Here is a 26,373-nt window from a genome sequence, read left to right as displayed (position 1 = left end):
GAGAGGAAAAGAAAATGAATAAGTTATCACCATCAATTTTATCAGCAGATTTTGCAAATTTAGGAGCAGATGTAAAAAGAATAGACGAGGCAGGATGTGACTGGATACACATAGATGTCATGGATGGAATGTTTGTACCAAATATTTCATTTGGTATACCTGTTATTAAATCTATAAGAGGATGTACTGATAAATTATTTGATGTTCATTTGATGATAGAAGAACCAATAAGATATATTGAACAGTTTAAAGAGGTAGGAGCTGACCTTCTTACTATACATGTAGAAGCTTGTGAAGATGTAAAAACTACTATCGAGGCAATAAAAAAAGCAGGACTTAAAGTCGGTTTGGCCCTAAATCCGCCAACAGCAGTAGATGAAGTAATTCCATATATGGAAATGGTAGACATGATTTTGGTTATGACAGTAAATCCGGGATTTGGAGGACAGTCATATATAGATGAATGTACTGAAAAGGTTGAAGTGCTTAGAGCAGTAAAAGAAGAATATAATATGGATTTAGCTATACAGGTAGATGGTGGGGTTACATTAGATAATGTAAATGTCCCGTTAGAAGCCGGAGCAAATGTAATTGTTGCAGGCTCAGCTGTATATAAAGGAAACGTAGAAGAAAATGTAAAAAGATTTAAAGAAATATTTAATAAGTAAATCAAATAAATAATATGAAGAACACAGAATTAATAGAAAAGTTATATGAAAACCAAAATTTAGAAGATTGTGAATTGTTACAACTGATAAATACGATAAGTGAAGAGGAAAGAGAGAAGCTTTTTTACTATGCAAGAAGGGTGAGGGAGAGAGAATATGGAAATGATGTTTATATTAGGGGACTGATAGAATTTACCAATGTTTGCAAAAATGATTGTTATTATTGTGGAATACGAAAAAGTAATGATAAAGTAGAAAGATACAGACTTACCTTGGATGAAATATTAGAATGTGCTAGAGAAGGATATGTGTTAGGATTTAGGACATTTGTTTTACAAGGTGGAGAAGACAGTTATTTTACGAAGGAAAAGATTGGAAAAATAGTTAAATGCATAAAAAATGAATTTCCTGATTGTGCTATTACTTTGTCGGTAGGTGAAAGAACTTATGATGAGTACGAATATTGGTGGAATATGGGAGCAGATAGGTATTTGCTTAGACATGAGACTGCAAATGAAGTACATTATAAAAAATTACATCCATATAACATGAGTCTTGAAAATAGAAAAGAATGTTTATACAGTCTTAGAAAAATTGGATATCAGGTAGGGGCAGGATTTATGGTAGGTTCGCCTTACCAGACAACTGATAATTTGGTTGAAGACTTAAGGTTTATGCAGGATTTAAGACCGCATATGATTGGAATAGGACCATATTTATCTCATGAAAATACACCATTTAATAATCAAAAAAATGGATCATTGCAACAGACGTTAGTATTACTTGCAATAATCAGATTGTTATTTCCTAAAGTTTTACTACCGGCTACAACGGCTCTTGGAACAATAGACCCAAATGGAAGAGAATTAGGATTAAAGGCAGGAGCAAATGTTGTAATGCCTAATTTGTCTCCTGTAAGAGTTAGAAAAAAATATGAGTTGTATGATAATAAGATTTGTACGGGAGAAGAATCGGCACAGTGTAGAAATTGTCTTAATTTAAGGGTGGAATCTACGGGATATCATATAGTAACTGATATTGGAAACAGCAGAATACAATAATTAACTTATATTGCGATGGCTATAAAACTTAACGAAAGAACGCTCGCGCTGCTTGTCGCTCGTAGCAGTTCTAAATATTCAGTGTATATTCTGACTTTGAAAACTGCGTTTTCAGCCAGAATATGCGCTGAATATTTGAACCGACGGCGACAAATGCTCTTTCTTTTAAGTTTTATAGCCATCGCAAATTTAGTTTATTAGTTTTATAGTCATTATAAATTTTGTTATATCAATTTATATGATGTTGGGGGGCAAAAGCACCAAACATTGATGCCTATGGATTATTCCGTGCTATGCACTTCCACAATCCTACCCAATATTCGCATATCGTGGGAATTATCCCACTCTTTGCTCATATTGTGACCTTGACATCATTTGCATTATAATTTTTAAATTAATGGTATAATCTGTTTTTTGCATTTTCATTTATATATTCTTCAAATTTCTTTGAGTCATAATTGATTATAAGTTTATCAGGAAAGTTTACTTTTTTAATAATTGGTTCGATGCATGTGTAGTTTGCAATGTCATTCATGTAGTGAGCGTCGCTACCGCATATCATAGGTACATCATATTTCATTGACAATTTCATTAGAGTTTCCTGGTTTTGTGCTACATTTAAACGGGAAGAACTACGTAGGGCGTTGTTGTTAAGCTCTAATAAGGTATGGTATTCTTTAGCTGCTTTTACTACAGCTTCGTAATCTAAAGGGCAATGTCCGTCATCAGGATGACTGATTATGTCAATGTCAGGATTTTTTATTGCGTTGATTATTGCAGTAGTATTTTCGTCGATGCTTCCCGGTTTGTAACATTGAAAATGAATTCCCGCTATTCTTAAATCTAAATGTTTAATATGTTCAGGCTTTAAATCTAAGGTTCCTTTGTAGTCAAGTATATTAATCTCAGCACCAAGCATAAGTTTAACTCCATATTGCATACGTGGAACTACCTTTATGTTGAAAAAGTAGAATGGATTGCATGCACCAGGAATTCCGGGACCGTGTTCTGTTATGCCTAAAATATCCAAGTTACGATTGGATGCTTCTTTAATCATTTCGTTGATTGTACCATAAGCGTGCCCACTGGCTAATGTATGTGTGTGAACATCTAATTTAATTTCTTTCATATAATAATCTCCTGATAATATGTATTGCATAATTAATTTGTTTTTATTTGGGATGAATGTAAAACTTAAAAGAAAGAGCATTTGTCGCCGTCGGTTCAAATATTCAGTGCATATTCTGGCTGAAAACGCAGTTTTCAAAGTTAGAATATGTGCTGAATATTTAGAACTGCTACGAGCGGCAAGCAGCGCGAGCGTTCTTTCGTTAAGTTTTACATTCATCCCAAATTGAAAGGTAAATGTAAAGATTGAATTTCTATATATAAAAATAAGACCATCTGATAAACAAATGGTCTTATTGATAATGCTATACATTAAATCTGAAAAGAATTACATCTCCATCTTTTACAATATAGTCTTTTCCTTCAAGGCCTACAAGACCTTTTTCTTTTGCTTTTGAATAAGAACCGCAGTCAAGCAAATCCTGATAATTTACAACTTCGGCTTTGATAAATCCACGTTCAAAATCAGTGTGAATTTTGCCGGCAGCCTGTGGAGCTTTTGTACCTTTCTTGATTGTCCATGCTCTTGTTTCGTCTTCACCTGATGTTAAATAACTGATGAGACCAAGAAGAGAATAACTTGCTTTGATTAGTTTATCAAGACCTGATTCCTTTAATCCTAAGTCTTCAAGGAACATTTGCTTTTCGTCATCATCTAATTCAGAAATTTCCTGTTCGATTTCAGCACTGATTACAAAAACTTCGCAATTGTTCTCAGCAGCAAACTTTCTTACAGCAGCAACGTGCTCGTTAGAAGCACCGTCATCAGCTAAATCATCTTCAGAAACATTTGCAGCAAAGATAACAGGTTTGTATGTTAAAAGATTATATTCTTTAATCCATGCCTGTTCATCTTCATCATCAGTATCAAATCCGATTGCAAGATTTCCTGCTTCAAGATAAGCTTTTAATCTCTGTAAGAAATCAAGTTCTTTAGCTAAAGTCTTATCATTTCTTGCACCTCTTGTTGTCTTAGCGATACGACGTTCCAAAATTTCTGCATCAGATAAGATTAATTCAAGATTAATAGTTTCAATATCTCTTAAAGGATTAATGTTTCCGTCTACATGGATAACATTTGTGTCCTCAAAACATCTTACAACATGTACGATTGCGTCAACCTCACGGATATTGGCAAGGAACTGGTTTCCAAGACCTTCACCTTTAGAAGCACCCTTTACTAATCCTGCTATGTCAACAAATTCAATAACTGCAGGTGTTACTTTAGCTGAGTTGTATAAAGCAGCTAACTTGTTAAGTCTCTCATCAGGGACTGCAACAACACCAACGTTAGGGTCGATAGTACAGAAAGGATAATTTGCTGATTCTGCACCGGCCTTTGTTAATGAATTAAATAAAGTACTTTTGCCTACATTTGGTAAGCCTACAATACCTAACTTCATATGAAATCCTCCGTTTCTTTGGTATTACCACATCATAGTTTAGCATACTTTTATAAATTTGAAAATAAGAATAAATGCAGTTAAAACAAAGAAGGCAAAAGAGCGGTAAACATTGACATTAAATATTGTCAAAGATATAATCGGAGAAGACAAAAAAGCCTAGATTAAAAATGATATTAATTAATAGGAAAATAGCAATAAGAATATAAAAAGAATAAGAAGGAAAGTTATATGAATAGTATTTTAGCAACCAGCATTGAATTTGCCAATTTGGGAATAAAACTTAATAATGTTGGAAAAAGTATTTCGATATTTGGAGTTGATATTGCTTATTATGGAATGATAATAGCAACAGGTATGATATTAGGAATAATTGTTACGTGTGCAGAAGCAAAGAGAACAGGACAGGATCCAAATGACTATATTGATTTCGCAATATATGCAATTATATTTAGCGTTATTGGAGCAAGACTTTATTATGTAATATTCAGTTGGGATTATTATAAGAAAAATCCGGGACAGATATTAAATATAAGAGGTGGAGGACTTGCAATATATGGTGGAATAATTGCAGCAATAATTACGTGTTTTGTATATACGAGAATTAAAAAAATGTCAATGCCAAGAGTAATGGACACGGCAGTGTTAGGATTAATACTTGGACAGATACTTGGAAGATGGGGTAATTTCTTTAACAGAGAAGCGTTCGGAGGAGTTGCATCAGGTAAAAATCCATTCGCAATGAAAATATATTTTGACAGTCATTATAGTATAACTCAGGTTCCGGATTCCGTAAGAGAAGGAATGGAGAAAATGTTTGGCAAAACATTGGAACAGATAGGATACATTCAGGTTCATCCTACATTTTTATATGAATCATGTTGGAATCTGGTACTATTAATTATATTACTTATATTTAGAGATAAGAAGAAATATAATGGAGAGGTATTTTTGTGGTATATAATCGGGTATGGAACAGGAAGATTCTTTATTGAGGGACTACGTTCTGACCAACTTATAATGCCGGTTACAGGATGGCCTGTTTCTCAGGTATTATCTTTAATACTTATAATAGTAGGAATAGCATTTGCTATTTATATGAGAAATAGATTAAAAAAGGATGTTGATGACACATCGGAAATTGAAATATAAAAGTGAATAGTAATTATTTTAAAAAGCTTCGTCTTATTTTAGGCGAAGCTTTTTATTTACACGAGCAACGAGCCAAAGTCCATGCTTGCGTGAGACCTTGGCGACTGCCGCGATAACTTGAGAAAATCGCAAAGCGTGTTTCGCATAGTTTGTATAAGAAAACTAATTTGTAAGAAATGTATGGCAAATACAGCAAAAAAAGTATTGCAGAAAGCCCATATTTGTACTAAAATAGCCTTATGAGTGGCACAAAGTGGAGAAAAGTGGTTGAAAGTGGTTAAAAATTAGCAAAAAACCATAAAAAGTAGGTGATTTCAATGTTAATGGGACAATACAATCAAAAAGTTGATACAAAAGGTAGAGCAATTGTCCCTGCCAAGTTTAGAGAAGAACTTGGGGAGAAGTTTGTAATTACCAAAGGATTAGACCAGTGTATATTCGGGTTTACAGAAAGTGAATGGAATATATTAGCTGAAAAAATTGGGTCACTATCATTAACAGACAAAAATGTCCGTAAATTTGTTAGATTTTTCCTCGCGGGGGCAGCAACCCTTGAGACTGATAAACAGGGAAGAGTTTTAATACCTGCAGAATTAAGGGCATATGCCTCACTTGAAAAAGATATAGTATGGGTAGGCGCAGGAAAAAGAATAGAAATCTGGAATCCGGATAAATGGGCAGAAAATACAGAATATGATGACATGGATGAAATTGCAGAGCACATGTCAGAACTTGGAATATAGAATATAAAACAATTAGAAAAGAGGGGTCATATGGATTTCAAACATGTGTCAGTACTTTTAGAAGAAACCATTGATGGCTTAGATATAAAACCAGACGGAATATATGTAGATGGAACATTAGGCGGAGGCGGACATGCATATGAAGTATGCAAGCGTCTGTCGAATAAAGGTAGATTCATAGGAATTGATCAGGATGGAGAAGCCTTAGAAGCAGCAAGAAAAAGATTAAGTGAATTTGAAGACAAGACATCATTAGTAAGAAGCAACTATTGTGAGATAGACACAATACTTAAGGATTTGAATGTAGAAAAAGTTGATGGAATCGTATTGGATTTAGGCGTTTCTTCATATCAAATTGATAATTTAGAAAGAGGATTTTCTTACAAATCAGATGCTCCACTTGATATGAGAATGGACACAAGACAAAGCAGAACAGCAAGCAGTGTTGTTAATGAATACAGCGAGATGGAACTTTACAGAATAATCAGAGATTATGGTGAAGACAAATTTGCAAAGAATATTGCAAAGCATATCGTAAAAGCGAGAGAAGAAAAGAAAATCGAAACAACAAAAGAATTAAGTGACATTATAAAGGGTGCGATACCTATGAAAGTACAGAGTAAAGGTGGACATCCTGCAAAGAAGACATTTCAGGCAATAAGAATTGAAGTAAACAGAGAATTAGAAGTGTTGAGTCAGTCGCTAGATACAATGATTGATCATTTAAAACCGGGTGGAAGAATTTGTATAATAACGTTCCACTCATTAGAAGACAGAATAGTAAAAGTTAAATTTAAGGAAAATGAAAATCCTTGTACATGCCCACCTAATTTTCCGGTGTGCGTTTGCGGAAAAGTATCAAAAGGAAAGGTTATTACAAGGAAGCCTATAATCCCTTCTGAAGAGGAGATTGAGGTGAATAAGAGAGCAAAAAGCTCAAAACTAAGAATATTTGAAAGGCGATAGCAATGAAACAGGAAAAAAGGGAGTACGGATATCGTAGTAATGCATATATAGACGGAAATACAGTTAGAAAAGAAGAAATAGTTCCAGAGAGAACAAGACGAGTATATAAAGATGGAAAAAGAGTATATGAGTCAGAAAGACAAATAAGAGAAAGGGAAAGAGCATTACATATGAATGGTTCATATGTATTTTTCCTTACAGGAGTATTTGCGGTATGTCTTGCAATGTGCTTTGGATATTTATATGTACAGTCAGAAATTTCTCAAACAAGAAGTGAAATTTCAAAATTAAAAACAGACATTAGCACAGTAGCTTCACAAAATGACTCATTAAATTATTCTATAAACAGTTGTATGGATACAAACAACATTTATAAAAAGGCAACACAGGAAATGGGTATGACTCAAGCTACAGATGAGCAGATAGTTTTCTACAAATCAAGCGATAGCGGTTATACCGTGCAGTATGGAGATATTCCGAAAGAATAAAAGATTATGGTAGAAAATAGAAGAAGACCGGCAAGACGGTCATATAAGAGAGCAGAATTTAATAAAGGAATGCAGAAAAAGCTAGCGATTGTATTTGTATTAATCATCCTAGCTTTATTTGCGTTATGTATAAGAATTGGATATTTGACAAAGGCAAAAGGAGATGAATATTCAATTAAGGTATTGGCACAGCAAGGTTATACAAGCAAGACACTTCCTTATAAAAGAGGAGACATTTTAGATAGAAATGGAAATGTGTTAGCGACAAGCGTTAAAGTATACAATCTTGTGATTGATTCAAAGGTAATTCTTAGCAACAAAAAATATCTTGAACCAACAGTAAATGTTTTGACAAGATATTTTGACTTGAATAAAGATGAACTTACAAAAGGCATAAAAGAAAGAAAAGATAACAGTTACTGGGTAGTATTAAAGCAGTTAGAATACAAAGATATAGAAGGGTATAAGGATTATATTAATAAGGAAGAACCATCAAAAGAAGAAGCAAAGGAAATATCTTATGTAAAGGGTGTATGGTTTGAAGAAGAATATAAGAGAATGTATCCGTATAATTCATTAGCATGCAGCACTTTAGGATTTGTTAATAAAGATGGAAGTGCGAATATTGGAATTGAATCAAGTTATAATGATGTACTTTCAGGGCTTAACGGACGAGAATATGGATATGTAAATTCAGATAACAGTATGGAGACTGTAATTAAGGATCCTACTAATGGAGATACAGTTGTATCGACTATAGACATGAATATACAAAGAATTGTTCAAAAAGCAATAAAGAAATATATGAAAAAATATCAGCCAAAGAGACTTGCAGCAGTAATAGCAGACCCTAATACAGGTGAAATACTTGCTATGGCTGATAATACAACGTTTAATTTAAATGAACCATGGGATTTATCATTTAAATACACAGAACAGGAACAGGAAAATCTTTCAGAAAAAGAAATTTCTGATGCACTTAATTCAAGATGGAAAAACTTTTGTGTAAGTGATTCATTTGAACCGGGTTCAACAATTAAACCGTTTACTATTGCTGCGGCATATGAAGAAGGAAAAACTACAAGAAACAGCACATATTTTTGTGATGGATATGAAGTTGTAGGTGGATTTACTATTAGATGTCATGATGTTTCAGGACATGGAACAATCACAACAAAACAGGCATTGGCATATTCATGTAATGATGCTCTTATGAGAATCGGATTTGATTTAGGAGCAAAAAAATTAGTTGAATATCAGAGAAGATTTGGATTTGGTGCGAAAACAGGTATAGATTTACCAAGTGAAACAAGAGGACTTGTATATGATAGTAATATGGGTGCATCAAGTTTAGCTACTAATTCATTTGGACAGAATATCAATGTAAACATGATTCAAATGGTTGCAGGATTTTCTTCTTTAGTAAATGGCGGAAATTATTACGAACCACATGTAGTAAAAGAAGTTGTTTCAGAGGATGGAGAATTAATTGATAATTATTCAAAGACTTTAGTAAAGGAAACAGTAACTGATAAAACTTCTGATTTTATAAAAGAAGCGTTAAGAGCTGTAGTTACAGACGGAACAGGTAAAACAGCAGCTATTCCGGGATATACAATTGGTGGTAAAACAGGTACAGCAGAAAAGCATTATACAGATGGAAAGACAGGAAGAATTCCAGGAGAATATATCGTTTCATTTTTAGGATGTGCACCTGTTGAAAATCCTGAGGTAGTATGCTATACAATCATGGATTCTCCAAAAGAGGATACACAGTCCACAGCGTTTAGTACAGAATTTTGGACATATATTATGAAACAGGTACTTCCATATATGGGTGTTTCTCAGACTGAAGATGCAGGAAAAGATAAGGATATAACAAATACAAAAAAGAGTGATATAAAGGATAATTATTCTCAGGGAATAACACAGGAGGATATGCCTGTAGAAACACAGACAGAAAATCAAAATGATTATACAGGTGAAGAATAATTATTTATACAGAATATGTTTAAAATGACAGAATATATTAGTAGTAATCATTAAAAAAATGGTTATTTATGAAACTGGGTAAAGTAAGAACCAAGCAACGTAAAATGATGCTTATATATGTCTGCATAATATACATAATGATGTTAGGGGTATTTGGAAAACTTGTATATATAATGGTAGTTAAGGGTGAATATTATTCTCAGAAAGCGTTGGATGTGCAGGAAAGAGAACGTAGAATTAAAGCTGCCAGAGGAAAAATATTAGACAGAAATAATAATGTTATTGCGTCTAACAAAACTGTATGTACGGTTTCGGTAATTCACAGACAGATTAGAGATACGGACGCAGTAATTAAGATGTTATGTGAAGAACTGGATTTAGAAGAAAAAGAAGTAAGAAAAAAAGTAGAAAAAGTAAGTGTAAGAGAAAAAATAAAGTCCAATGTGGATAAAGAAATAGGAGATAAAATACGAAGCTATGATTTTGACGGCGTAAAGGTTGACGAAGATTACAAAAGGTATTATCCTTATTCTTCGATGGCATCAAAAGTGTTAGGATTTACCGGAGCGGATAATCAGGGCATTGTAGGACTTGAGGTTAAATATGACAAATATCTTCAGGGCAAGGACGGACTCATTCTAACGCCTACTGACTCAAGGGGAATAGAGTTAGATACAGCATTAGAAGAAAGAGTTGAACCTGTACCCGGCTATAATCTGGTTACAGGAATAGATATAAATATTCAAAAATATTGTGAGCAAATAGCTTACAATGCATTAGGAGCAAAGCAGGCAAATTATGTTTCGGTGATAGTTATGAATCCTAAAAACGGAGAAATAATGGCCATGGTAAATGCACCGGAATTTGATTTGAACAATCCATATTCTCTTACAGAAGAATTTTCAAATGATACTTCCGGAAAATCAAAACAGGATTTACTTAATAATATGTGGAGAAATCAATGCATAAATGACACATATGAGCCGGGTTCTACGTTTAAAATTGTTACGGCAACCGCGGCTTTGTCAGAAAATCTTGTAAGTTTGGATTCGACATTTAATTGTCCGGGATTTGTAGTTGTAGATGACAGAAGGATAAGATGCCATAAGACTACCGGGCATGGAAGTCAGGATTTTGTACATGGAACCATGAATTCGTGCAATCCGGTATTTGTAAATGTTGGATTAAGAGTTGGAGTAAAAAAGTTTTATAATTATATGGATAAGCTTGGACTTTTAAAAACAACCGGAATTGATTTGCCTGGCGAAGCAGGAACAATTATTCATAAACAGAAAAATGTAGGGAATGTTGAATTAGCAACAATGTCATTTGGCCAGTCGTTTCAGATTACACCTGTACAGTTTTTGACTGCGGCAAGTGCCATAGTAAATGGAGGTAATTTGGTAACTCCACATTTTGGTGTTGAAATTCGAAATGAAAACAATGAAACAGTTAAAAAATTAAAATATAATGAAAAGAAAAATGTAATAAGCAAAGATGTTTCAGAAAAAATGAAATATATTTTGGAAAAAGTGGTTGCTGAAGGAACGGGAAATAAAGCACAGGTTGAAGGATATAGAATAGGTGGAAAGACCGCCACATCGCAGAAACTTCCAAGAAGTGCCAGAAAATATATAGCATCTTTTATGGCATTTGCACCTGCTAATGATCCACAGGTTATTGCGATGATAATTGTTGATGAACCGCAAGGAGTATATTATGGAGGAACAGTAGTTGGACCGTTAATGAAACAACTATATGAGAATATTTTACCGTATGTTGTTAAATAAAATATAATGCATACTTATTAAAAATGTGATATATATTTAATGCACGTAAATTAAATCGCTTTTCTATTTGTAAAGAAGTGATTATAATTATAAAAAAACAGAAAGAGGAGAAAAAATGGATACAAATATTATTTTTGGAATAATTATGTCATTTGTTATTAGCATAATTTTATGCCCTATAGTAATTCCAATATTAAAAAAAGTAAAATTTGGACAGTATATTAGAGAAGAAGGACCGGAGAGTCATAAAAGCAAAGCAGGAACACCTACAATGGGTGGAATGATTATTTTATTTAGTTTAATCGTAACATCTTTGTTCTTTATAAAAGATTATCCAAAGATTGTTCCAATATTATTTGTAACAATAGGATTTGGAATTGTAGGATTTTTAGATGACTTCATTAAAGTAGTTATGAAGAGAAATGAAGGCTTAAATCAGATACAGAAAATGTTGTGTGAAATTGTTATCACAGCAATATTCGCATTTTATATGGTAAAATATTCAGGAATGGGAACAGAAATTATAATTCCATTTACACATGGTCAGACAGTTGACATGGGATGGTTGTTTATACCAATGCTGTTCTTCGTTGTATTAGGAACTGTAAATGGAGCTAATTTTACAGATGGTTTAGATGGATTGGCCACAAGTGTTACATTAATGATAGCAGTATTTTTCATGGTGGTTTCAATAGGAACAAATAGTGGAATAGCACCAGTTACAGCAGCTTTAGCAGGTGCATTAATGGGATTCTTATTATTCAATGTATATCCTGCAAGAGTATTTATGGGAGACACAGGTTCCTTAGCACTTGGCGGATTTGTTGCTGCAACAGCATATATGATGAAAATGCCATTATTTATTTTGATAGTTGCATTTATTTATCTCATGGAAATAGTAACAGTTATGATGCAGGTTACATATTTCAAAATAACAAAGAAAATATATGGTCAGGGAAGAAGAATTTTCAAAATGACACCAATACATCATCATTTTGAAAAATGTGGATATATGGAAACACAGATAGTTGCAGCATTTACAGTTATAACAGCAGTATTATGCCTTTTAGGATATGTAGCATTATAAAATGACAATATAAATTAAAACGCTTAGAAAGGAGTAAATATGAAAACAGAGTACAATTCAGTTTCAGAAGATGAAATTGTTAAAACTAAAAAAGAAAAGAAATCTGTAAATTATTTTGACTATAGCCTTTTATGCGTTTTAATTTTTTTGATTTGCCTTGGATTTGTATTACTTTATAGTGCAAGTTCCTATTCGGCTCAGTTAGCTAAAGGCGATGCAAGTTATTATGTAAAAAGAGAAATTATATTTACTATTGCAGGAGGGGTTGTAGGTTGGTTTGTTATAAAAAATTCAAAGTTTTTTATAACACTTATGAATAGAATGGCAATGCCAATGTACATAGTTTCTATTGTTTGTGTTGTTATGGTTGTGGCAACACCTCTTGGAATCGAAAGAAATGGTGCAAAAAGATGGTTAGGATATGGAATATTTTCTTTCCAGCCGGCAGAATTTGTAAAATTTACGGTTATAGTGCTTACTGCAAGTCTGTTGTCAAAATGTTCACAAAAGGCGTTAAAGGATTACAGAAACATATGGCGCGTATATAGTTATACAATTGTAGCGACACTTTCAATCATGGTATTAACATCTAACTTAAGTTCAGCCATTATAATTGCAACAATACCGGCTATTATGATTTTAGTAGTAGGTGTGCCAAAGAAATTTGTTAAACAGGCGATATTTCTTGTAGCATTAGCAGCAATTCCAATGGGAGCATATTTAACATTACATGGTGATGGATTTAGATTGAATCGTATTTCGGTATGGCTAAATCCGGAAGATAATGCGGCTGATGGTGGATTTCAGGTGCTTCAGGGATTGTATGCCATAGGTTCAGGAGGATTATTTGGTAAAGGATTAGGACAGAGTGCACAGAAACTTGGTTTTGTTCCTGAAAGTGCAAATGATATGATTTTTTCAATTGTATGCGAAGAATTAGGATTGTTTGGAGCAGTTGCAATTATTGTTTTATTTGCATTTATAATAAGAAGAATGAGAATTATAGCAGGAAATGCACCGGATTTATTTTCGTCATTATTGGTTGTTGGTGTTATGGCACAAATATCAGTTCAGGTAGTGCTTAACATAGCGGTTGTAACAAATTCAATCCCGAACACAGGTGTATCCCTTCCGTTTATAAGTTATGGAGGAACATCAATATTGTTCCTGTTATATGAAATGTCACTTGTATTAGCTGTCTCAAAACAGATTAAGAGAATACAATAAGAAAAGGAGTTGATGCAGTTTTATGAGCAGAAAAATGGATAGAAAACGTGCGCAGATGAAAAAACAGCGTCAACATCGACATCAGACGCAGATAAAAAATCATCAGCAGGCGGAAAGAACCGAACAAAGACGAAGAAACGAAAGAGAAAATAGAGAAAGAAATGAAAGACGTCAGGAAGAGCTAAGACGTCAGGAACAGAGAAAGAAAAAACTTCAGGCTAAAAAGGCAGAAGAAAAAGAGAGAATTCTGCAGAAAAAAGCACAGGAAAGAGCAAGAAAGAACGAGGAGAAAGAAGAAAGGCGTATTCAAAAAGAAAGTAAAAAAAGAATACGTAAAATGCGATTTAGAAAGGCAACAAGAACTTTAAGAAAGGTGCTTAAAGTTGTTTTAAGTATTTCTGCAGTTGTGGCAGCGGTATTTTGCATTATATATTTTGGCTTTAAATTAAATTCCGTAGAAATGAAAGGAAATGAAATATACACACAGCAGGAATTGACGGATTACATATTTAAAGATGGAAAAAATAAAAATACATTTGTATTCTGGTTAAAAGCGAAAACCGGAATGGGAAAAGTGGAAATTCCGTTTTTAGATAAATATGATGTCAAAATGAAGTCACCATCAAAACTTCAAATATCGGTATATGAAAAAAGTCTAATTGGTTATGTGGAAAAAGATGGCATATATATTTATTTTGACAGAGACGGTGTTATAGAAAAATTAGCTACCGAGAAAATAAAAGGTATTCCAAATGTTGTTGGAATCGAAATTAATAATCCTAAATTGTATGAAAAATTTGAAGTTAAAGATGAAGATGTATATGATTTGCTACTGACTGTTTCCCAGGCAATTCAGAAATATAACTTTAATGTAAAGAAAATTGAAATTACAGAAGATGGACAGGCTTCTATTTACATAAAGAAAGTAAAAATTGAATTTGGAAAAGGTAGAGACTTAAATGAAAAAATGATAGATTTGAGTGATATGATTGATGGAGGACTACTTAAATATAAAGGCACTCTTAACATGAAGTCTTTGAGTACAGATGGAAGCGGATATACTTTAAAGGAAAATGAAACTAAGACATCATCCCAGAGTGAAAGTGAGAGTGTGGATAGTACAAATCAGGATGAAACACAAAATAATAGTAATCCGGTAAGTAATGAAGCAACAAATGAATAAACTACAGCAGTTGAACAGTAAAAATTTAAAAATATTATTATTTTGTAAAAAAATTTGTTGATATTTTTTTCAAACGAATATATTATATATAATATATGCAATGAAGTAGATTTTTTTTCTACATTGTTGTATACTAATTGAGTTAGAGTATCGAGAATAATGAATGAAATGAAACGAAGGAGGACAAGCTCTTGATAGAAATCACAACAAATGAAACAGAAGCAGTTGCAAAGATTATCGTTATAGGCGTAGGTGGCGCAGGTAATAATGCTGTTAACCGTATGATAGATGAAAATATAGGTGGAGTAGAATTTATTGGTGTAAATACAGATGCACAGGCATTAAAGAGATGTAAAGCGCCAACAACATTACAGATTGGTGAAAAGGTAACTAAGGGACTTGGTGCAGGAGCTAAGCCTGAAGTTGGTGAAGCAGCAGCAGAAGAGAATGTTGAAGAATTAGCTCAGTTAATCAAGGGAGCAGACATGGTGTTTGTTACTTGTGGTATGGGCGGTGGAACAGGTACAGGAGCTGCACCTGTTGTTGCAAGAATCGCTAAGGAACAGGGCGTACTTACAGTAGGTGTTGTTACAAAGCCATTTAGATTTGAAGCTAAGACAAGAATGAACAATGCATTAGCAGGAGTAGAAAGATTAAAGGAAAATGTTGATACTTTAATTGTTATTCCTAATGATAAATTACTTGAAATCGTTGATAGAAGAACAACAATGCCTGAAGCATTAAAGAAAGCTGATGAAGTATTACAGCAGTCAGTACAGGGTATTACAGACTTAATTAATGTACCTGCATTAATTAACCTTGACTTTGCTGATGTACAGACAGTTATGAGAGATGCAGGTATTGCACATATCGGTATCGGTTCAGCAAGTGGTGATGAAAAAGCTAACGAAGCAGTTCAGATGGCTGTAACATCTCCATTACTTGAAACAACAATTGAAGGTGCTAAGCACGTTATCGTTAATATTACAGGTGATGTATCACTCTTTGAAGCTAATGAAGCAGCAAGTTATGTTCAGGAATTAGCAGGTGAAGATGCTAATATCATCTTTGGTGTTCGCTATGATGATACATATCCTGATGAATGTTCAATTACTGTTATGGCTACAGGAATTGATCAGGGTAGTGCAATCACAGCTAATCCATTTGCAACAGGAAAAACAACAAGACCTTTTGGCGGAATATCAGGTGCATCAACAATTAAGCCATTTACATCAAGTCAGCCGATAAAACCACAGCCAACAGTAGAACCAAGAGAATTAAAGATTCCTGATTTCTTACAGAACAAATAAATTAGATTAAAATATATAAAAGAGACAGACTCGTATTTGATATAGGTCTGTCTCTTTTTGCGTTCAACTTGACAAATAACTACACTACAACTATGCTACATTATATGAGTAATGTAGTAGGAGAAACATAATGGATATTAATGAAAATAGTATGGTCCCTATTTATGTTCAAATTGCAGATGCTATAGAAGACGATATTTTATCAGGTAAACTCGAAGAAGGAGAATCATGTTATTCACAATTGGTTTTGGCAAAGGAATTGCATGTTAATCCGGCAACAGCTGCAAAGGGAATAAATCTTCTTGTCAACAGAGGAATTTTAATTAAGAAAAGAGGTCAGGCAATGACCATTGCAGTTAATGCTAAAAAACTTGTTGAAGACAGAAAACGAAAAGAAGAGATGACTAAGATAGTAGATGACCTGGTTTGCTGGGGAAAAAGATTATCGATGTCTAAACAGGAAGTGATTGAGCTGATAGAAGAAAAATATAAGGAGATAGGGCAGTAATGAGTAATGAGATTAAAATAGAAAATCTGAAATTTGGATATGGATATAAAAGTAAAAAGATATTCAATGGTTTAAATGTTAGCATAGCACCGGGACAAATAGTTGGAATAGTTGGAAGAAATGGTGAAGGAAAGACAACATTGATGAAGCTTATAGCAGGAAAACTCAGTCCCGATGAAGGAAGTGTATTAATTGATGACAGGGATCCGGCAACTGACATTGAGACTGCTAATAAAATAATCTATGCATCAAGCACTTATAATACTGAGAGCAGATCAAAGTTAAAAGATATACTTCAATATCATAAATTAATGTATAAGAATTTTGATATTAATTTTGCAAATAAGTTAATGGATGTTTTTGATATAGAACAGAACAAAAGGATAGGACGTTTGTCGAAAGGTCAGACAACAATATTTAATTTTATATGTGCAATTGCTTCAAGAGCAGAAATTACAATTTTAGATGAACCTGTATCGGGAGCGGATTCTGTAAGAAGAAAACAGATATACGATATTATATTACGTGATTATATAGAATATCCAAGAACAATATTAATTTCAAGTCATTTGCTATCAGAGATGGAAAATATACTTGCAAATATATGTATGATTGGGGCTGGACAGATTCTTTATAATGGCGATGTAGATGAAATGAAACATAAAGCATTTAAGGTAAAAGGAACAAGACAGCAGGTAACTGAATTTGTAAAAGATAAGAAAGTTATTTTTAAACAATTATGCGAGACTAATAATATTGCTGTTGTGGAAGAAGATTACAATAAAACTGTTATGGAAGAGATTAAGGATAAGGGACTTATTGCTGAAAGATTGACAGCAGAAGAATTCTATATGTATAGAACAACGGTAAATTTAGGAGAGGATTTGGAAAAATTATGGGAAAAATAGAGCGTAAAAATATATTTGATTTGTATAAATTGCGACTCAAAATGTATAGAATAAAGCAGGTTATGATGATTATTATACCGGTAACGTTTTTTATGGAAATTGATTGGGTTTTGAGTCTTTTATTTTCTTACTTTAATAATGAAAAAGGGGACATAATATTTGATTACATGGGAATTGATGGACAATATGCAATTATTGCATCTATTATATTTATAGTAGTAATGACATATTTTAATTCTTTTTATAAAGACTACGTAAATAATTATCCGTGTAACAGTAAAACAATATATTTATCTCATTTTCTAACAATGAATACAGTTGGAATAATATGGATTTTACAATGCACATTAAATATGGTGTTAGGATATGGTCTGGCAAAATTAATAGAGCAATATAATGATAAATTAGTTGTTGTTAATGAAATGGTTGTAAAAAATGTATTGTTGTTTTTTGTTATGGGACTAATGTGGATAGTTTTCGTCACATGTATTATGCAGTTTGTAAGTACAGTGTTTAGGAAAAGTATAGCAGCTTCTATTGTGATGGTTGTACTATTTGTATCAATTTTTATTTGGCAAAGAAATAATATTATTTTTGATATGGCAAAGACAGTTGTTAATTTCTATTGTTTTGAAAATAATATATGGGTGTGCATATGTAAAATATTAATTACATCAGTTGTTTGCTTTAGTGCAGGGTTATTGTTAGAAATAAACATAAAAGACAGTAAAAATGGAAATAAAGTAATTAGTGCGGTGCTATTAGCAATTACACTAATGGCAGCAGTTATGGGTACATCATATGTTAGTGAACAAAATGTTGTTGATTATGTTGATGATTATGTTGATGATTCTGTAGAAACTGTAAGATATCCATTGAATATTTCAGATGGTGAAAAAATTGATATTGATGCTGATATTGAAAGTCAAATGATGATACATGGTTATTCAATTTCATCACTGGAAGACGGAGAAACTGAACCGTATGTAGAAATAGTAAGGTATGCACCGGAAATACATAGCGATTATATTAAGGATATATATGAAAATATGGAATTTAATGTATATATAAAGAATCATAAGATGCATATAGAAAGCAAACAAAAAAATAAAATGTATTTAATATTGTCTAATGATGTATTTTTAGGTAATTATACAAATATATTTAATCACAATATTAATTCGTATAATACTGATGTTGAAAATTACTGTTTTTCAAGTTATGAAGTAAATGTATATCTTCCTGAAAAAAATATAGAGCAGGAAGAAAGTGTAGGATGGGATTAAAACATAAATTATAGTAATAAATAAAAACTGGTACTATCTAAAAATACTAAAATGGATATTTAGACAGTATCAGTTTTTTTGTATTATGTAAAAGTAAAAAAGATATATCAAATTAGAAGCCTAAATATAAAAGAGAATAGGTTGAATTTACAGACGCGTTTGTAATCCTAAAAATAAATACAAATAAAGGTATTATAAGGAGAGCAAAAATGGCAAATAAAAGATATGAACTTAATAAGGAATTAGCACAGATGTTAAAGGGTGGAGTAATTATGGATGTTACAACACCGGAACAGGCAAAGATAGCAGAAGAAGCAGGAGCATGTGCGGTAATGGCACTTGAAAGAATTCCGGCAGATATTAGAGCAGCAGGCGGTGTGGCAAGAATGAGTGACCCTGCAATGATTAAAGGAATTCAGGAAGCAGTTTCAATTCCTGTCATGGCAAAGTGCAGAATCGGTCATTTTGCTGAAGCTCAGATTTTAGAAGCAATTGAAATCGATTACATAGATGAAAGTGAAGTGTTATCACCGGCAGATGATGTATTCCATATTGATAAGACAAAATTTAATGTTCCATTCGTATGTGGCGCAAAGGATTTAGGAGAAGCTTTAAGAAGAATCAATGAAGGTGCTTCAATGATTAGAACAAAAGGAGAACCTGGAACAGGTGATGTTGTTCAGGCAGTGCGTCATATGAGAATGATGAATCAGGAAATTGCCAGAATCGGATCAATGAGAGAAGATGAATTATACGAAGTAGCAAAAGAATTAAGAGTTCCATATGATTTAGTATTATATGTTCATGAAAATCACAGACTTCCGGTTGTTAACTTTGCAGCAGGTGGAGTTGCAACTCCTGCAGATGCAGCTTTAATGATGCAGTTAGGAGCAGAAGGTGTATTTGTAGGATCAGGTATATTTAAATCAGGAAATCCTAAGAAACGTGCTCAGGCTATAGTAAAGGCTGTAACAAACTACAATGATTATGAAATGCTTGCTGAATTATCAGAAGATTTAGGTGAGGCCATGGTTGGAATTAACGAGCAGGAAATTGAACTTTTAATGGCAAAAAGAGGAGAATAATATAATTTTAAAATGTAAATTTTAGATTATATCTGATACTAAAATGTAAGGAGACATACAATGAAAGTTGCAGTACTTGCAGTGCAGGGCGCATTTATAGAACATGAAAAAATGCTTGAAAAGTTAGGGGTAGAATGCATTGAACTTCGTAAAAAAGAAGATTTGGATAAAGAATTTGATGGCATTATACTTCCAGGGGGAGAAAGTACAGTTCAGGGTAAATTAATCAAAGAACTTGGAATGGAAGACGAAATAAAAAATAAAATAAAAAAAGGACTTCCGGTACTTGCAACATGTGCAGGAATGATACTTTTAGCTGAAGAAATAGCAAATGATGATAAAGTTCATTTAGGACTGTTGCCTGTAAAAGTAAAGAGAAATGCTTATGGAAGACAATTAGGCAGCTTTTATACGGAAGAAGAAATGAAGGGGATAGGAAAGGTCCCAATGACATTTATCAGGGCTCCATATGTGGAAGCAGTTAAATGTGGCACAGAAATTATGGCTGTGGTAAATGAAAAAATTGTAGCCGTAAAATACAATAATATGTTAGCAATGTCATTTCATCCTGAATTAAATGAGAGTGATAAAATACATAAATATTTCGTAGATATGATAATAAATAATAAATAAAATTTACTTTTATTTATTAAAGATGTCATGAAATCAGATTTTACGTTTTAAGAAAAATACATTTACATTTTTTGTAAATGTATTTTTTTATTACACGAGAGTTCGACAAATTTTTCGGGGATTTAAGTATATAATGGCTTTACCATTTGGAGGTGAAGGATGCATGTAATATATGTAGACGTGTATTTTGCAATAAACTTTCTAATGGATTTTATTATTTTAGTTGTTGCAAAACAGATACTTAACTTTAAAGGAAAAATAGAGGTACGAACAGCAATCAGATGTGTTATCGCAGCTTTATTTGGAGCAACTTACAGTGTAATAATATTAGTGCTTAAAGTAAAATACGGAGTGTTGCAAATATTATTTACATGGCTGGTTGTCCCATACATAATGACCGGAATTGCGTTTAATAACAGAAAGTTATCTGGAATAAAAATGCTGACTGTTGTATATTGTGTTACTTTTGTGTTGAATGGGGTGGTATCAATGCTTAGCAGCTATAGTTTTTGGGGGAAAACAGTGGCACAGGCAAAAACACAGGAACACAAAAAATTAAATGTACTAATGCTGATGTTTGGAATAGTAATTGGATGTCTGTTAATGAAGGTGGCAGTTTATCAAATGCTAAACAAACTCAAGATCCGCAAAAATCTGTATAATGTACGAATTGTAAATGGCGATTCAAAGATAGAAACAGTCGCTTTAGAAGATACAGGAAATAGTTTAAGAGAACCGTACAAAGGCAGACCGGTATCTGTTTTGCAATACAATGTAATAAAACAAATTTTAACCGGAAATGAGAAATGTTTTCTTATTCCATTCAAATCAGTTGGAAGTCAAAATGGAATATTGACGGGAATTACTGTTGATTATATGGAAATTAAAAATAGAGACATTAATTTGAAAATTTCAAATCCGGTATTAGGAATTTATAAAGGAATGTTTAATAACGATAAAAAATATCAGATGCTTTTAAATTCTGAATTTATTCTACATAATAGTGAAACAAATCAAAAACAAATAGGCGATTGCGAGAATTGTAATACACGCTCACAATTTTGAAACAAAGTAAATAGATGATTGCGAAATTGCAATGCATGTCCACAATTAAAAATAAAAGAGAGGAGAGAAAAATTGCTTAAAAATTTAAATGTGATTCCTGTGCTTACCAGATGGATACTTTCAGATGAGTCTAATGAAGTACATTATATCGGAGGACCGGATGTGCTTCCGGCTCCACTTGAAGGTGAAGAAGAGGCAAAACAGTTAGAAAAATTAATAAATGAAAATGATGAATCAGCAAGAAGAATGTTAATAGAACATAATTTGAGACTGGTTGTATACATAGCAAAAAAATTTGATAATACAGGGGTAGGCGTAGAAGATTTGATATCAATAGGAACAATTGGTCTTATTAAAGGAATAAATACGTTTAAGACAGATAAAAACATAAAACTTGCTACATATGCATCACGTTGTATTGAAAATGAAATACTAATGTATTTGAGAAGAAACAATAAAACAAAACTTGAAGTATCTATAGATGAGCCTTTAAATGTTGACTGGGATGGTAATGAACTTTTGCTTTCGGACATTCTTGGAACAGATGAGGACGTTATATCAAGAGGACTTGAAAATGAAGTGGAGAAAAGTCTGTTAAAAAAAGCAATTGAAAAATTAAATAAACGTGAAAAATCAATAGTGGAAATGAGATTTGGACTAAATAATAAAGATGGGGAGGAGATGACACAGAAGGAAGTTGCAGATTTTCTTGGAATATCACAATCGTACATATCAAGATTAGAAAAAAAGATAATGAATCGACTAAAAAAAGAAATTGTAAAATATGAATAATGTATAAAGAGCCGTGTTTTTGTTAATCATTTAAATGTAATACAAATTGACAAATATTTGTTTGTTGATAAGAAGTAATTGAATGATTTGGAGGAAAATATGGCTCTTTTTAAAGTGGAAATAAGTGGAGTAAACACGACACAATTACCGTTACTGACAAATGAAGAAAAAACTGAACTTTTTAAAGAGATAAAAAAAGGAAACAAAGAAGCAAGGGAAAGGTACATTCAGGGAAATTTGAGACTTGTGCTAAGTATTATTCAGAGATTTTCGGGAAGCAATGAAAATATGGATGATTTGTTTCAGATTGGATGCGTTGGACTTATAAAAGCAGTTGACAATTTTGATGACACATTAAATGTAAAGTTTTCAACTTATGCAGTACCTATGATTGCAGGAGAACTAAAGAGATTTTTAAGAGATAATGCATCAATCAGAGTAAGCAGGTCGATAAAAGATACAGCGTATAAAGCTATTTATGCTAAAGAGCGTATAATGAAGACAAGCAATAAAGAACCAACCATAAGTGAAATATCTAAAGAAATTGGAGCTACATCTGAAGAAGTTATATATGCCTTAGATGCAATACAAAGTCCGGTATCTTTATTTGACCCGGTATATGACCAGGGAGGAGATACTTTGTATGTGATGGACCAGATAAGTGATAAAAAAAATAAAGAAGAAAAATGGGTAGATAGAATAGCTCTTGCTGAAGCAATTAAAGGGCTACCGGAAAGAGAAAAAGAAATAATAGACTTAAGATTTTTTAAGGGAAAAACACAAATGGAAATAGCTGATGAAATAGGAATTTCTCAGGCACAGGTTAGCAGACTTGAAAAAAATGCGATAAAGGCAATGAAGCATTATATGCGATAAGAAGTGATAAAACGCTATATGGGATAAAAATGTAAGGCGATATATGTAATAATGATAAAAAAATAGATGACATGGAAATACAAAATAATATATCAGTTAAAATAATAAAACACTATATAAGATAAAATAATAAAACACTATATAAGATATAATCATAAAATACAAATTTTTCTCATAAAATAAAAAAAAGACTGCAGAGCAAAAATGAGAATATGTGAGTTAAAACAGAAAGAAGTAATTAATTGTTGTGACTGTAAAATGATAGGCTCGGTAGAAGACTTGGAATTTGATATTTGCACAGGATGTATAGAAGCACTGATTGTGCCCGGGCCTACAAAATTCTGTAATCTTATATGTAGCGATTTTGAATATATAATTCCTGTAAAATGTGTAAAGCAGATTGGGGATGATATTATTTTGGTTAGTGTAGACTTAGATGATGTAAAGCATAAGTACAAAACGTCTTGACCATATAACTAATTCTTTTTATAATCAATTTATGACTGGAATTAAGTATTAGGAGGCAGAATATGAAGTGTCCATTTTGTGGAGAAGAAAATACAAAGGTAATTGATTCAAGACCGGCAGAAGAGAATAATTCTATCAGACGCCGAAGACAGTGTGAGGTATGTGGTAAACGTTTTACTACATATGAAAAAGTAGAAACAATACCGCTTATCGTTATAAAGAAAGATGATAACAGAGAACCGTATGATAGAAGTAAGATAGAGAGGGGAATTGTACGTTCATGTCATAAAAGACCTGTATCTTATGATCAGATAGTATCTACGGTTGAAGAAATAGAGGCAGAGATATTTAATAAAGAAGAAAAAGAGATTTCAAGTAATGAGATTGGTGAAATCGTTATGGATAAAATTAAAGAATTAGACCAGGTTGCATATGTAAGATTTGCTTCTGTATATAGAGAGTTTAAAGATGTAAATACATTTATGGATGAGTTAAAGAAATTTTTAAATTAGTGCATAGATGATGAAAGAATAACTTTGATTAGTGCATCTAATGATGTAGCAATATTTTAAAATTGTGTATCTGATGATGTAGGAACATTTTTAAATTAGTGCATCTTATGATGTAGAAATATTTTAAATTAGAGCATCTGGATGATGTGGAAACATAGTTAAGTAAAGATAGAACGCAGGAGAAAAATATGCTTGAAAGATTTTACCCAAATGAATATGTAAATTCTGTAGAAGATATAGATTTTGACATGTATTATAAACAGGGGATAAGAGGAGTGATATTTGATATTGACAATACATTAGTTCCTCATGGACATCCCGCTACAGATAAGAGTATTGAATTTTTCGAAAAATTAAGAAAAATAGGACTTGATACGTGTCTTATTTCAAATAACCAGGAACCAAGAGTTGAGCCATTCGCTTATGCAGTTAAGTCAAAATACATATTTGATGCACATAAACCTTCAACTAGGAACTATAAAAAAGCGATGGAATTAATGCACACAGATGTAGATTCTACAATATTTGTAGGCGACCAGATATTCACAGATGTGTATGGCGCAAACAGAACAGGAATCCAGAGTGTGATGGTTAAAAAAATCGATAAAAAAGAAGAAATTCAAATAGTTTTAAAAAGAATTCCTGAAAAATTTATTTTATGGCGTTGGAAAAAGAAAATGTCTAAAACCGATATGAGTAAATAGTATAAATCATAAGTTTATATGAGTCTGATAAATTGATTATACAACCCTAAATTATATAAATATTGAAAATGTGAGATTTGTTTTATTGAATAATAAAAAAATTACGGATGATATTGAAAAAATTATATCATCCGTAATGAATAAAATAATTCATTTTAAAATTTATTGTTCAAAATTAATTGATAATATTTCTAAAAAAACTTTGATTTGATTTCATTAACAGGCATTTCTTTCCCTGTCCAAAGCTTAAAGGCTTCAGCCCCCTGATATAAAAGCATATATAAACCATTGAATACAGGGCAACCTATTTCTTTACTCATTTTCATAAGTTTTGTTTCGAGTGGGTTATAAACAATATCAGAAACAATTAATTCAGGATGTAAAAAGGAACTGTCTTTAATAACACAAGAGTAGGTATTTGGCGCCATACCAAGAGAAGTTCCGTTAGTTAAAATTGTGCTTGAATCCAATGACTTCTTTAAAGAAGTTTCGTCATTTAAATCATAGAGAGAAACTTTAGCTGAAGTAACTTTATTCAACTTGTCAATTAAAATCTGAGCTTTATCAAAATTAGTTCCGGGTCTGTTGTAAACATCGATTTCTTTCACGCCATCTATTGCAGCCTGAACAAGAATTGAAGATGCAGCACCACCGGCACCCATTAATGTCATTTTACCTCCAATTATATCAAATCCGGCATCCTTAACAGATTGCATATATCCAATTCCGTCAGTATTGTGACCAATAAATTTTCCGTCTTGATTAACAACTGTGTTTACAGCACCTATTAACTTTGCTGCAAGAGATAAATCATCACATAATTCCCACATTTTTATTTTGTCAGGCATTGTACAGTTGAATCCGGCAACTCCTAATGTTCGTAGACCTTCAACTGCTGATTCCATATTATTTTCATCCACATCAAAGCATAAATATACATAATCTAAACCTAAAAGTCGAAAGGCTTCATTGTGCATTGCGGGTGATTTGCTATGTGCAACAGGACTGCCAAGAAGTCCTGTAAGTTTTGTTGACCCTGTAATATTTATATTTTCCATTGTAGTACCTCCGTTGTAATTATTTGAGCCGGTATATTTTTGCTCAATAAACTTTATTACGGTTATTGTTGGATGTTTTTATAATTCTAATTTAGTTGATATATGCTGAATTAATTCAACACCATATATTATGATACATAAATTTGAAAACAAATGGAAGTGAGTTTTAATAAATGCCGGGTATTTTTCTAAATGATATACACTATTACTGCTTGTAAATGTAAAATAACTTCAATTACAAACAGCATTTAGAAAGTTTTAGTTAGTTATGCAAATGTCA

The 26,373-nt window shown here is 32.4% G+C and carries 26 protein-coding genes; 23 read left to right on the top strand and 3 right to left on the bottom strand.

The annotated features are described in order from the left end of the window. Positions 1 to 14 precede the first annotated feature (14 nt). Entirely contained in the window at positions 15 to 668 is a 654-nt protein-coding gene (gene rpe / locus CCC31_RS12455) for a ribulose-phosphate 3-epimerase (RefSeq protein ID WP_117909833.1), read from the top strand. Between the two features lie 14 nt (positions 669 to 682). Next, positions 683 to 1,729 carry a [FeFe] hydrogenase H-cluster radical SAM maturase HydE gene (hydE, locus tag CCC31_RS12450; RefSeq protein ID WP_290851899.1) on the top strand — a complete coding sequence of 349 codons (1,047 nt, stop codon included), beginning with the start codon at positions 683 to 685 and terminating at the stop codon, positions 1,727 to 1,729. Positions 1,730 to 2,123: 394 nt separating this feature from the next. Here hydE and CCC31_RS12445 read toward each other — a convergent pair whose 3' ends face one another. After that, the gene (locus CCC31_RS12445) at positions 2,124 to 2,858 is read right to left on the bottom strand and encodes a phosphatase (protein WP_290851897.1); all 735 of its coding nucleotides are present in this window, start codon (positions 2,856 to 2,858) and stop codon (positions 2,124 to 2,126) included. Between the two features lie 304 nt (positions 2,859 to 3,162). Further along, positions 3,163 to 4,260: a redox-regulated ATPase YchF gene (gene ychF / locus CCC31_RS12440; RefSeq protein ID WP_022088217.1), complete on the bottom strand. Its 1,098-nt coding sequence runs from the start codon at positions 4,258 to 4,260 to the stop codon at positions 3,163 to 3,165. A 231-nt stretch (positions 4,261 to 4,491) separates the two neighbouring features. Between ychF and lgt the strand changes: the two genes are divergently transcribed. The 21 genes from lgt (at position 4,492) to CCC31_RS12335 (ending at position 25,035) form a co-directional block, all read left to right on the top strand. Continuing rightward, positions 4,492 to 5,412, top strand: coding sequence for a prolipoprotein diacylglyceryl transferase (gene lgt, locus CCC31_RS12435; protein ID WP_290851894.1), 921 nt, complete (start codon positions 4,492 to 4,494; stop codon positions 5,410 to 5,412). Between the two features lie 317 nt (positions 5,413 to 5,729). Continuing rightward, positions 5,730 to 6,155, top strand: coding sequence for a division/cell wall cluster transcriptional repressor MraZ (mraZ, locus tag CCC31_RS12430; protein ID WP_022088215.1), 426 nt, complete (start codon positions 5,730 to 5,732; stop codon positions 6,153 to 6,155). Between the two features lie 30 nt (positions 6,156 to 6,185). After that, positions 6,186 to 7,121, top strand: a complete 936-nt coding sequence (gene rsmH / locus CCC31_RS12425; RefSeq protein ID WP_118565541.1) for a 16S rRNA (cytosine(1402)-N(4))-methyltransferase RsmH — start codon at positions 6,186 to 6,188, stop codon at positions 7,119 to 7,121. A gap of 2 nt (positions 7,122 to 7,123) precedes the next feature. Further along, positions 7,124 to 7,609, top strand: coding sequence for a cell division protein FtsL (locus CCC31_RS12420; RefSeq protein WP_117909837.1), 486 nt, complete (start codon positions 7,124 to 7,126; stop codon positions 7,607 to 7,609). Between the two features lie 6 nt (positions 7,610 to 7,615). Further along, entirely contained in the window at positions 7,616 to 9,601 is a 1,986-nt protein-coding gene (locus tag CCC31_RS12415; RefSeq protein ID WP_178515383.1) for a penicillin-binding protein 2, read from the top strand. A gap of 68 nt (positions 9,602 to 9,669) precedes the next feature. Continuing rightward, positions 9,670 to 11,391, top strand: coding sequence for a penicillin-binding transpeptidase domain-containing protein (locus CCC31_RS12410; RefSeq protein ID WP_022088211.1), 1,722 nt, complete (start codon positions 9,670 to 9,672; stop codon positions 11,389 to 11,391). Positions 11,392 to 11,506: 115 nt separating this feature from the next. Next, positions 11,507 to 12,478 carry a phospho-N-acetylmuramoyl-pentapeptide-transferase gene (gene mraY, locus CCC31_RS12405; protein WP_022088210.1) on the top strand — a complete coding sequence of 324 codons (972 nt, stop codon included), beginning with the start codon at positions 11,507 to 11,509 and terminating at the stop codon, positions 12,476 to 12,478. A gap of 39 nt (positions 12,479 to 12,517) precedes the next feature. Then, on the top strand, positions 12,518 to 13,705 hold the full coding sequence (locus tag CCC31_RS12400) for a putative peptidoglycan glycosyltransferase FtsW (RefSeq protein WP_117909840.1): 1,188 nt from the start codon (positions 12,518 to 12,520) through the stop codon (positions 13,703 to 13,705). A 22-nt stretch (positions 13,706 to 13,727) separates the two neighbouring features. After that, positions 13,728 to 14,888: a cell division protein FtsQ/DivIB gene (locus CCC31_RS12395; RefSeq protein ID WP_290851888.1), complete on the top strand. Its 1,161-nt coding sequence runs from the start codon at positions 13,728 to 13,730 to the stop codon at positions 14,886 to 14,888. Positions 14,889 to 15,079: 191 nt separating this feature from the next. Then, on the top strand, positions 15,080 to 16,198 hold the full coding sequence (ftsZ, locus tag CCC31_RS12390; RefSeq protein ID WP_117909842.1) for a cell division protein FtsZ: 1,119 nt from the start codon (positions 15,080 to 15,082) through the stop codon (positions 16,196 to 16,198). A gap of 130 nt (positions 16,199 to 16,328) precedes the next feature. Beyond that, positions 16,329 to 16,706 (top strand): GntR family transcriptional regulator, encoded by a 378-nt coding sequence (locus CCC31_RS12385; RefSeq protein WP_118565537.1) that lies wholly within the window; start codon positions 16,329 to 16,331, stop codon positions 16,704 to 16,706. Continuing rightward, entirely contained in the window at positions 16,706 to 17,614 is a 909-nt protein-coding gene (locus CCC31_RS12380; protein WP_260978109.1) for an ABC transporter ATP-binding protein, read from the top strand. The genes CCC31_RS12385 and CCC31_RS12380 overlap by 1 nt, the downstream gene beginning before the upstream one ends. Then, the gene (locus CCC31_RS12375; RefSeq protein WP_290851884.1) at positions 17,602 to 18,900 is read left to right on the top strand and encodes a hypothetical protein; all 1,299 of its coding nucleotides are present in this window, start codon (positions 17,602 to 17,604) and stop codon (positions 18,898 to 18,900) included. The genes CCC31_RS12380 and CCC31_RS12375 overlap by 13 nt, the downstream gene beginning before the upstream one ends. Before the next feature lie 209 nt (positions 18,901 to 19,109). Then, positions 19,110 to 19,985 carry a pyridoxal 5'-phosphate synthase lyase subunit PdxS gene (gene pdxS / locus CCC31_RS12370; RefSeq protein WP_117909846.1) on the top strand — a complete coding sequence of 292 codons (876 nt, stop codon included), beginning with the start codon at positions 19,110 to 19,112 and terminating at the stop codon, positions 19,983 to 19,985. Between the two features lie 60 nt (positions 19,986 to 20,045). Further along, positions 20,046 to 20,618 carry a pyridoxal 5'-phosphate synthase glutaminase subunit PdxT gene (pdxT, locus tag CCC31_RS12365; protein ID WP_260978108.1) on the top strand — a complete coding sequence of 191 codons (573 nt, stop codon included), beginning with the start codon at positions 20,046 to 20,048 and terminating at the stop codon, positions 20,616 to 20,618. 159 nt (positions 20,619 to 20,777) lie between these two features. Next, a complete protein-coding gene (locus CCC31_RS12360) occupies positions 20,778 to 21,683 on the top strand; it encodes a sigma-E processing peptidase SpoIIGA (protein WP_117909848.1) in 906 nt (301 codons plus the stop codon). Between the two features lie 90 nt (positions 21,684 to 21,773). Beyond that, entirely contained in the window at positions 21,774 to 22,475 is a 702-nt protein-coding gene (gene sigE, locus CCC31_RS12355; protein ID WP_243003032.1) for an RNA polymerase sporulation sigma factor SigE, read from the top strand. Positions 22,476 to 22,574: 99 nt separating this feature from the next. Further along, the gene (gene sigG, locus CCC31_RS12350) at positions 22,575 to 23,351 is read left to right on the top strand and encodes an RNA polymerase sporulation sigma factor SigG (RefSeq protein WP_022088199.1); all 777 of its coding nucleotides are present in this window, start codon (positions 22,575 to 22,577) and stop codon (positions 23,349 to 23,351) included. Between the two features lie 204 nt (positions 23,352 to 23,555). Next, positions 23,556 to 23,819: a PRC-barrel domain-containing protein gene (locus CCC31_RS12345; protein ID WP_117909849.1), complete on the top strand. Its 264-nt coding sequence runs from the start codon at positions 23,556 to 23,558 to the stop codon at positions 23,817 to 23,819. 62 nt (positions 23,820 to 23,881) lie between these two features. Further along, on the top strand, positions 23,882 to 24,331 hold the full coding sequence (nrdR, locus tag CCC31_RS12340) for a transcriptional regulator NrdR (protein WP_022088197.1): 450 nt from the start codon (positions 23,882 to 23,884) through the stop codon (positions 24,329 to 24,331). Between the two features lie 188 nt (positions 24,332 to 24,519). Beyond that, positions 24,520 to 25,035: a YqeG family HAD IIIA-type phosphatase gene (locus tag CCC31_RS12335; protein ID WP_117909850.1), complete on the top strand. Its 516-nt coding sequence runs from the start codon at positions 24,520 to 24,522 to the stop codon at positions 25,033 to 25,035. Between the two features lie 191 nt (positions 25,036 to 25,226). Here CCC31_RS12335 and CCC31_RS12330 read toward each other — a convergent pair whose 3' ends face one another. After that, the gene (locus tag CCC31_RS12330; protein WP_118565530.1) at positions 25,227 to 26,093 is read right to left on the bottom strand and encodes a shikimate dehydrogenase; all 867 of its coding nucleotides are present in this window, start codon (positions 26,091 to 26,093) and stop codon (positions 25,227 to 25,229) included. Positions 26,094 to 26,373: the final 280 nt, after the last annotated feature.

This window comes from Eubacterium sp. LMAG:50 (assembly GCF_008680265.1).
Taxonomy (GTDB): Bacteria; Bacillota; Clostridia; order Lachnospirales; family Lachnospiraceae; genus Eubacterium_U; species Eubacterium_U album.
Note: the sequence above shows the minus strand (reverse complement) of the source record. Positions and strands in the feature narration are given on the sequence as shown.

Bases quoted from the DNA above. Each gene is read 5' to 3' on its own strand.
- hydE (WP_290851899.1), top strand. From the start codon at position 683: ATGAAGAACACAGAATTAATAGAAAAGTTATATGAAAACCAAAATTTA.
- CCC31_RS12380 (WP_260978109.1), top strand. From the start codon at position 16,706: ATGAGTAATGAGATTAAAATAGAAAATCTGAAATTTGGATATGGATAT.
- ychF (WP_022088217.1), bottom strand. From the start codon at position 4,260: ATGAAGTTAGGTATTGTAGGCTTACCAAATGTAGGCAAAAGTACTTTA.
- CCC31_RS12420 (WP_117909837.1), top strand. From the start codon at position 7,124: ATGAAACAGGAAAAAAGGGAGTACGGATATCGTAGTAATGCATATATA.
- CCC31_RS12330 (WP_118565530.1), bottom strand. From the start codon at position 26,093: ATGGAAAATATAAATATTACAGGGTCAACAAAACTTACAGGACTTCTT.
- CCC31_RS12445 (WP_290851897.1), bottom strand. From the start codon at position 2,858: ATGAAAGAAATTAAATTAGATGTTCACACACATACATTAGCCAGTGGG.
- pdxS (WP_117909846.1), top strand. From the start codon at position 19,110: ATGGCAAATAAAAGATATGAACTTAATAAGGAATTAGCACAGATGTTA.
- rpe (WP_117909833.1), top strand. From the start codon at position 15: ATGAATAAGTTATCACCATCAATTTTATCAGCAGATTTTGCAAATTTA.
- CCC31_RS12395 (WP_290851888.1), top strand. From the start codon at position 13,728: ATGAGCAGAAAAATGGATAGAAAACGTGCGCAGATGAAAAAACAGCGT.
- lgt (WP_290851894.1), top strand. From the start codon at position 4,492: ATGAATAGTATTTTAGCAACCAGCATTGAATTTGCCAATTTGGGAATA.
- pdxT (WP_260978108.1), top strand. From the start codon at position 20,046: ATGAAAGTTGCAGTACTTGCAGTGCAGGGCGCATTTATAGAACATGAA.
- CCC31_RS12385 (WP_118565537.1), top strand. From the start codon at position 16,329: ATGGATATTAATGAAAATAGTATGGTCCCTATTTATGTTCAAATTGCA.
- sigG (WP_022088199.1), top strand. From the start codon at position 22,575: ATGGCTCTTTTTAAAGTGGAAATAAGTGGAGTAAACACGACACAATTA.
- CCC31_RS12410 (WP_022088211.1), top strand. From the start codon at position 9,670: ATGAAACTGGGTAAAGTAAGAACCAAGCAACGTAAAATGATGCTTATA.
- CCC31_RS12335 (WP_117909850.1), top strand. From the start codon at position 24,520: ATGCTTGAAAGATTTTACCCAAATGAATATGTAAATTCTGTAGAAGAT.
- rsmH (WP_118565541.1), top strand. From the start codon at position 6,186: ATGGATTTCAAACATGTGTCAGTACTTTTAGAAGAAACCATTGATGGC.
- CCC31_RS12400 (WP_117909840.1), top strand. From the start codon at position 12,518: ATGAAAACAGAGTACAATTCAGTTTCAGAAGATGAAATTGTTAAAACT.
- CCC31_RS12360 (WP_117909848.1), top strand. From the start codon at position 20,778: ATGCATGTAATATATGTAGACGTGTATTTTGCAATAAACTTTCTAATG.
- mraY (WP_022088210.1), top strand. From the start codon at position 11,507: ATGGATACAAATATTATTTTTGGAATAATTATGTCATTTGTTATTAGC.
- CCC31_RS12375 (WP_290851884.1), top strand. From the start codon at position 17,602: ATGGGAAAAATAGAGCGTAAAAATATATTTGATTTGTATAAATTGCGA.
- CCC31_RS12415 (WP_178515383.1), top strand. From the start codon at position 7,616: ATGGTAGAAAATAGAAGAAGACCGGCAAGACGGTCATATAAGAGAGCA.
- CCC31_RS12345 (WP_117909849.1), top strand. From the start codon at position 23,556: ATGAGAATATGTGAGTTAAAACAGAAAGAAGTAATTAATTGTTGTGAC.
- nrdR (WP_022088197.1), top strand. From the start codon at position 23,882: ATGAAGTGTCCATTTTGTGGAGAAGAAAATACAAAGGTAATTGATTCA.
- mraZ (WP_022088215.1), top strand. From the start codon at position 5,730: ATGTTAATGGGACAATACAATCAAAAAGTTGATACAAAAGGTAGAGCA.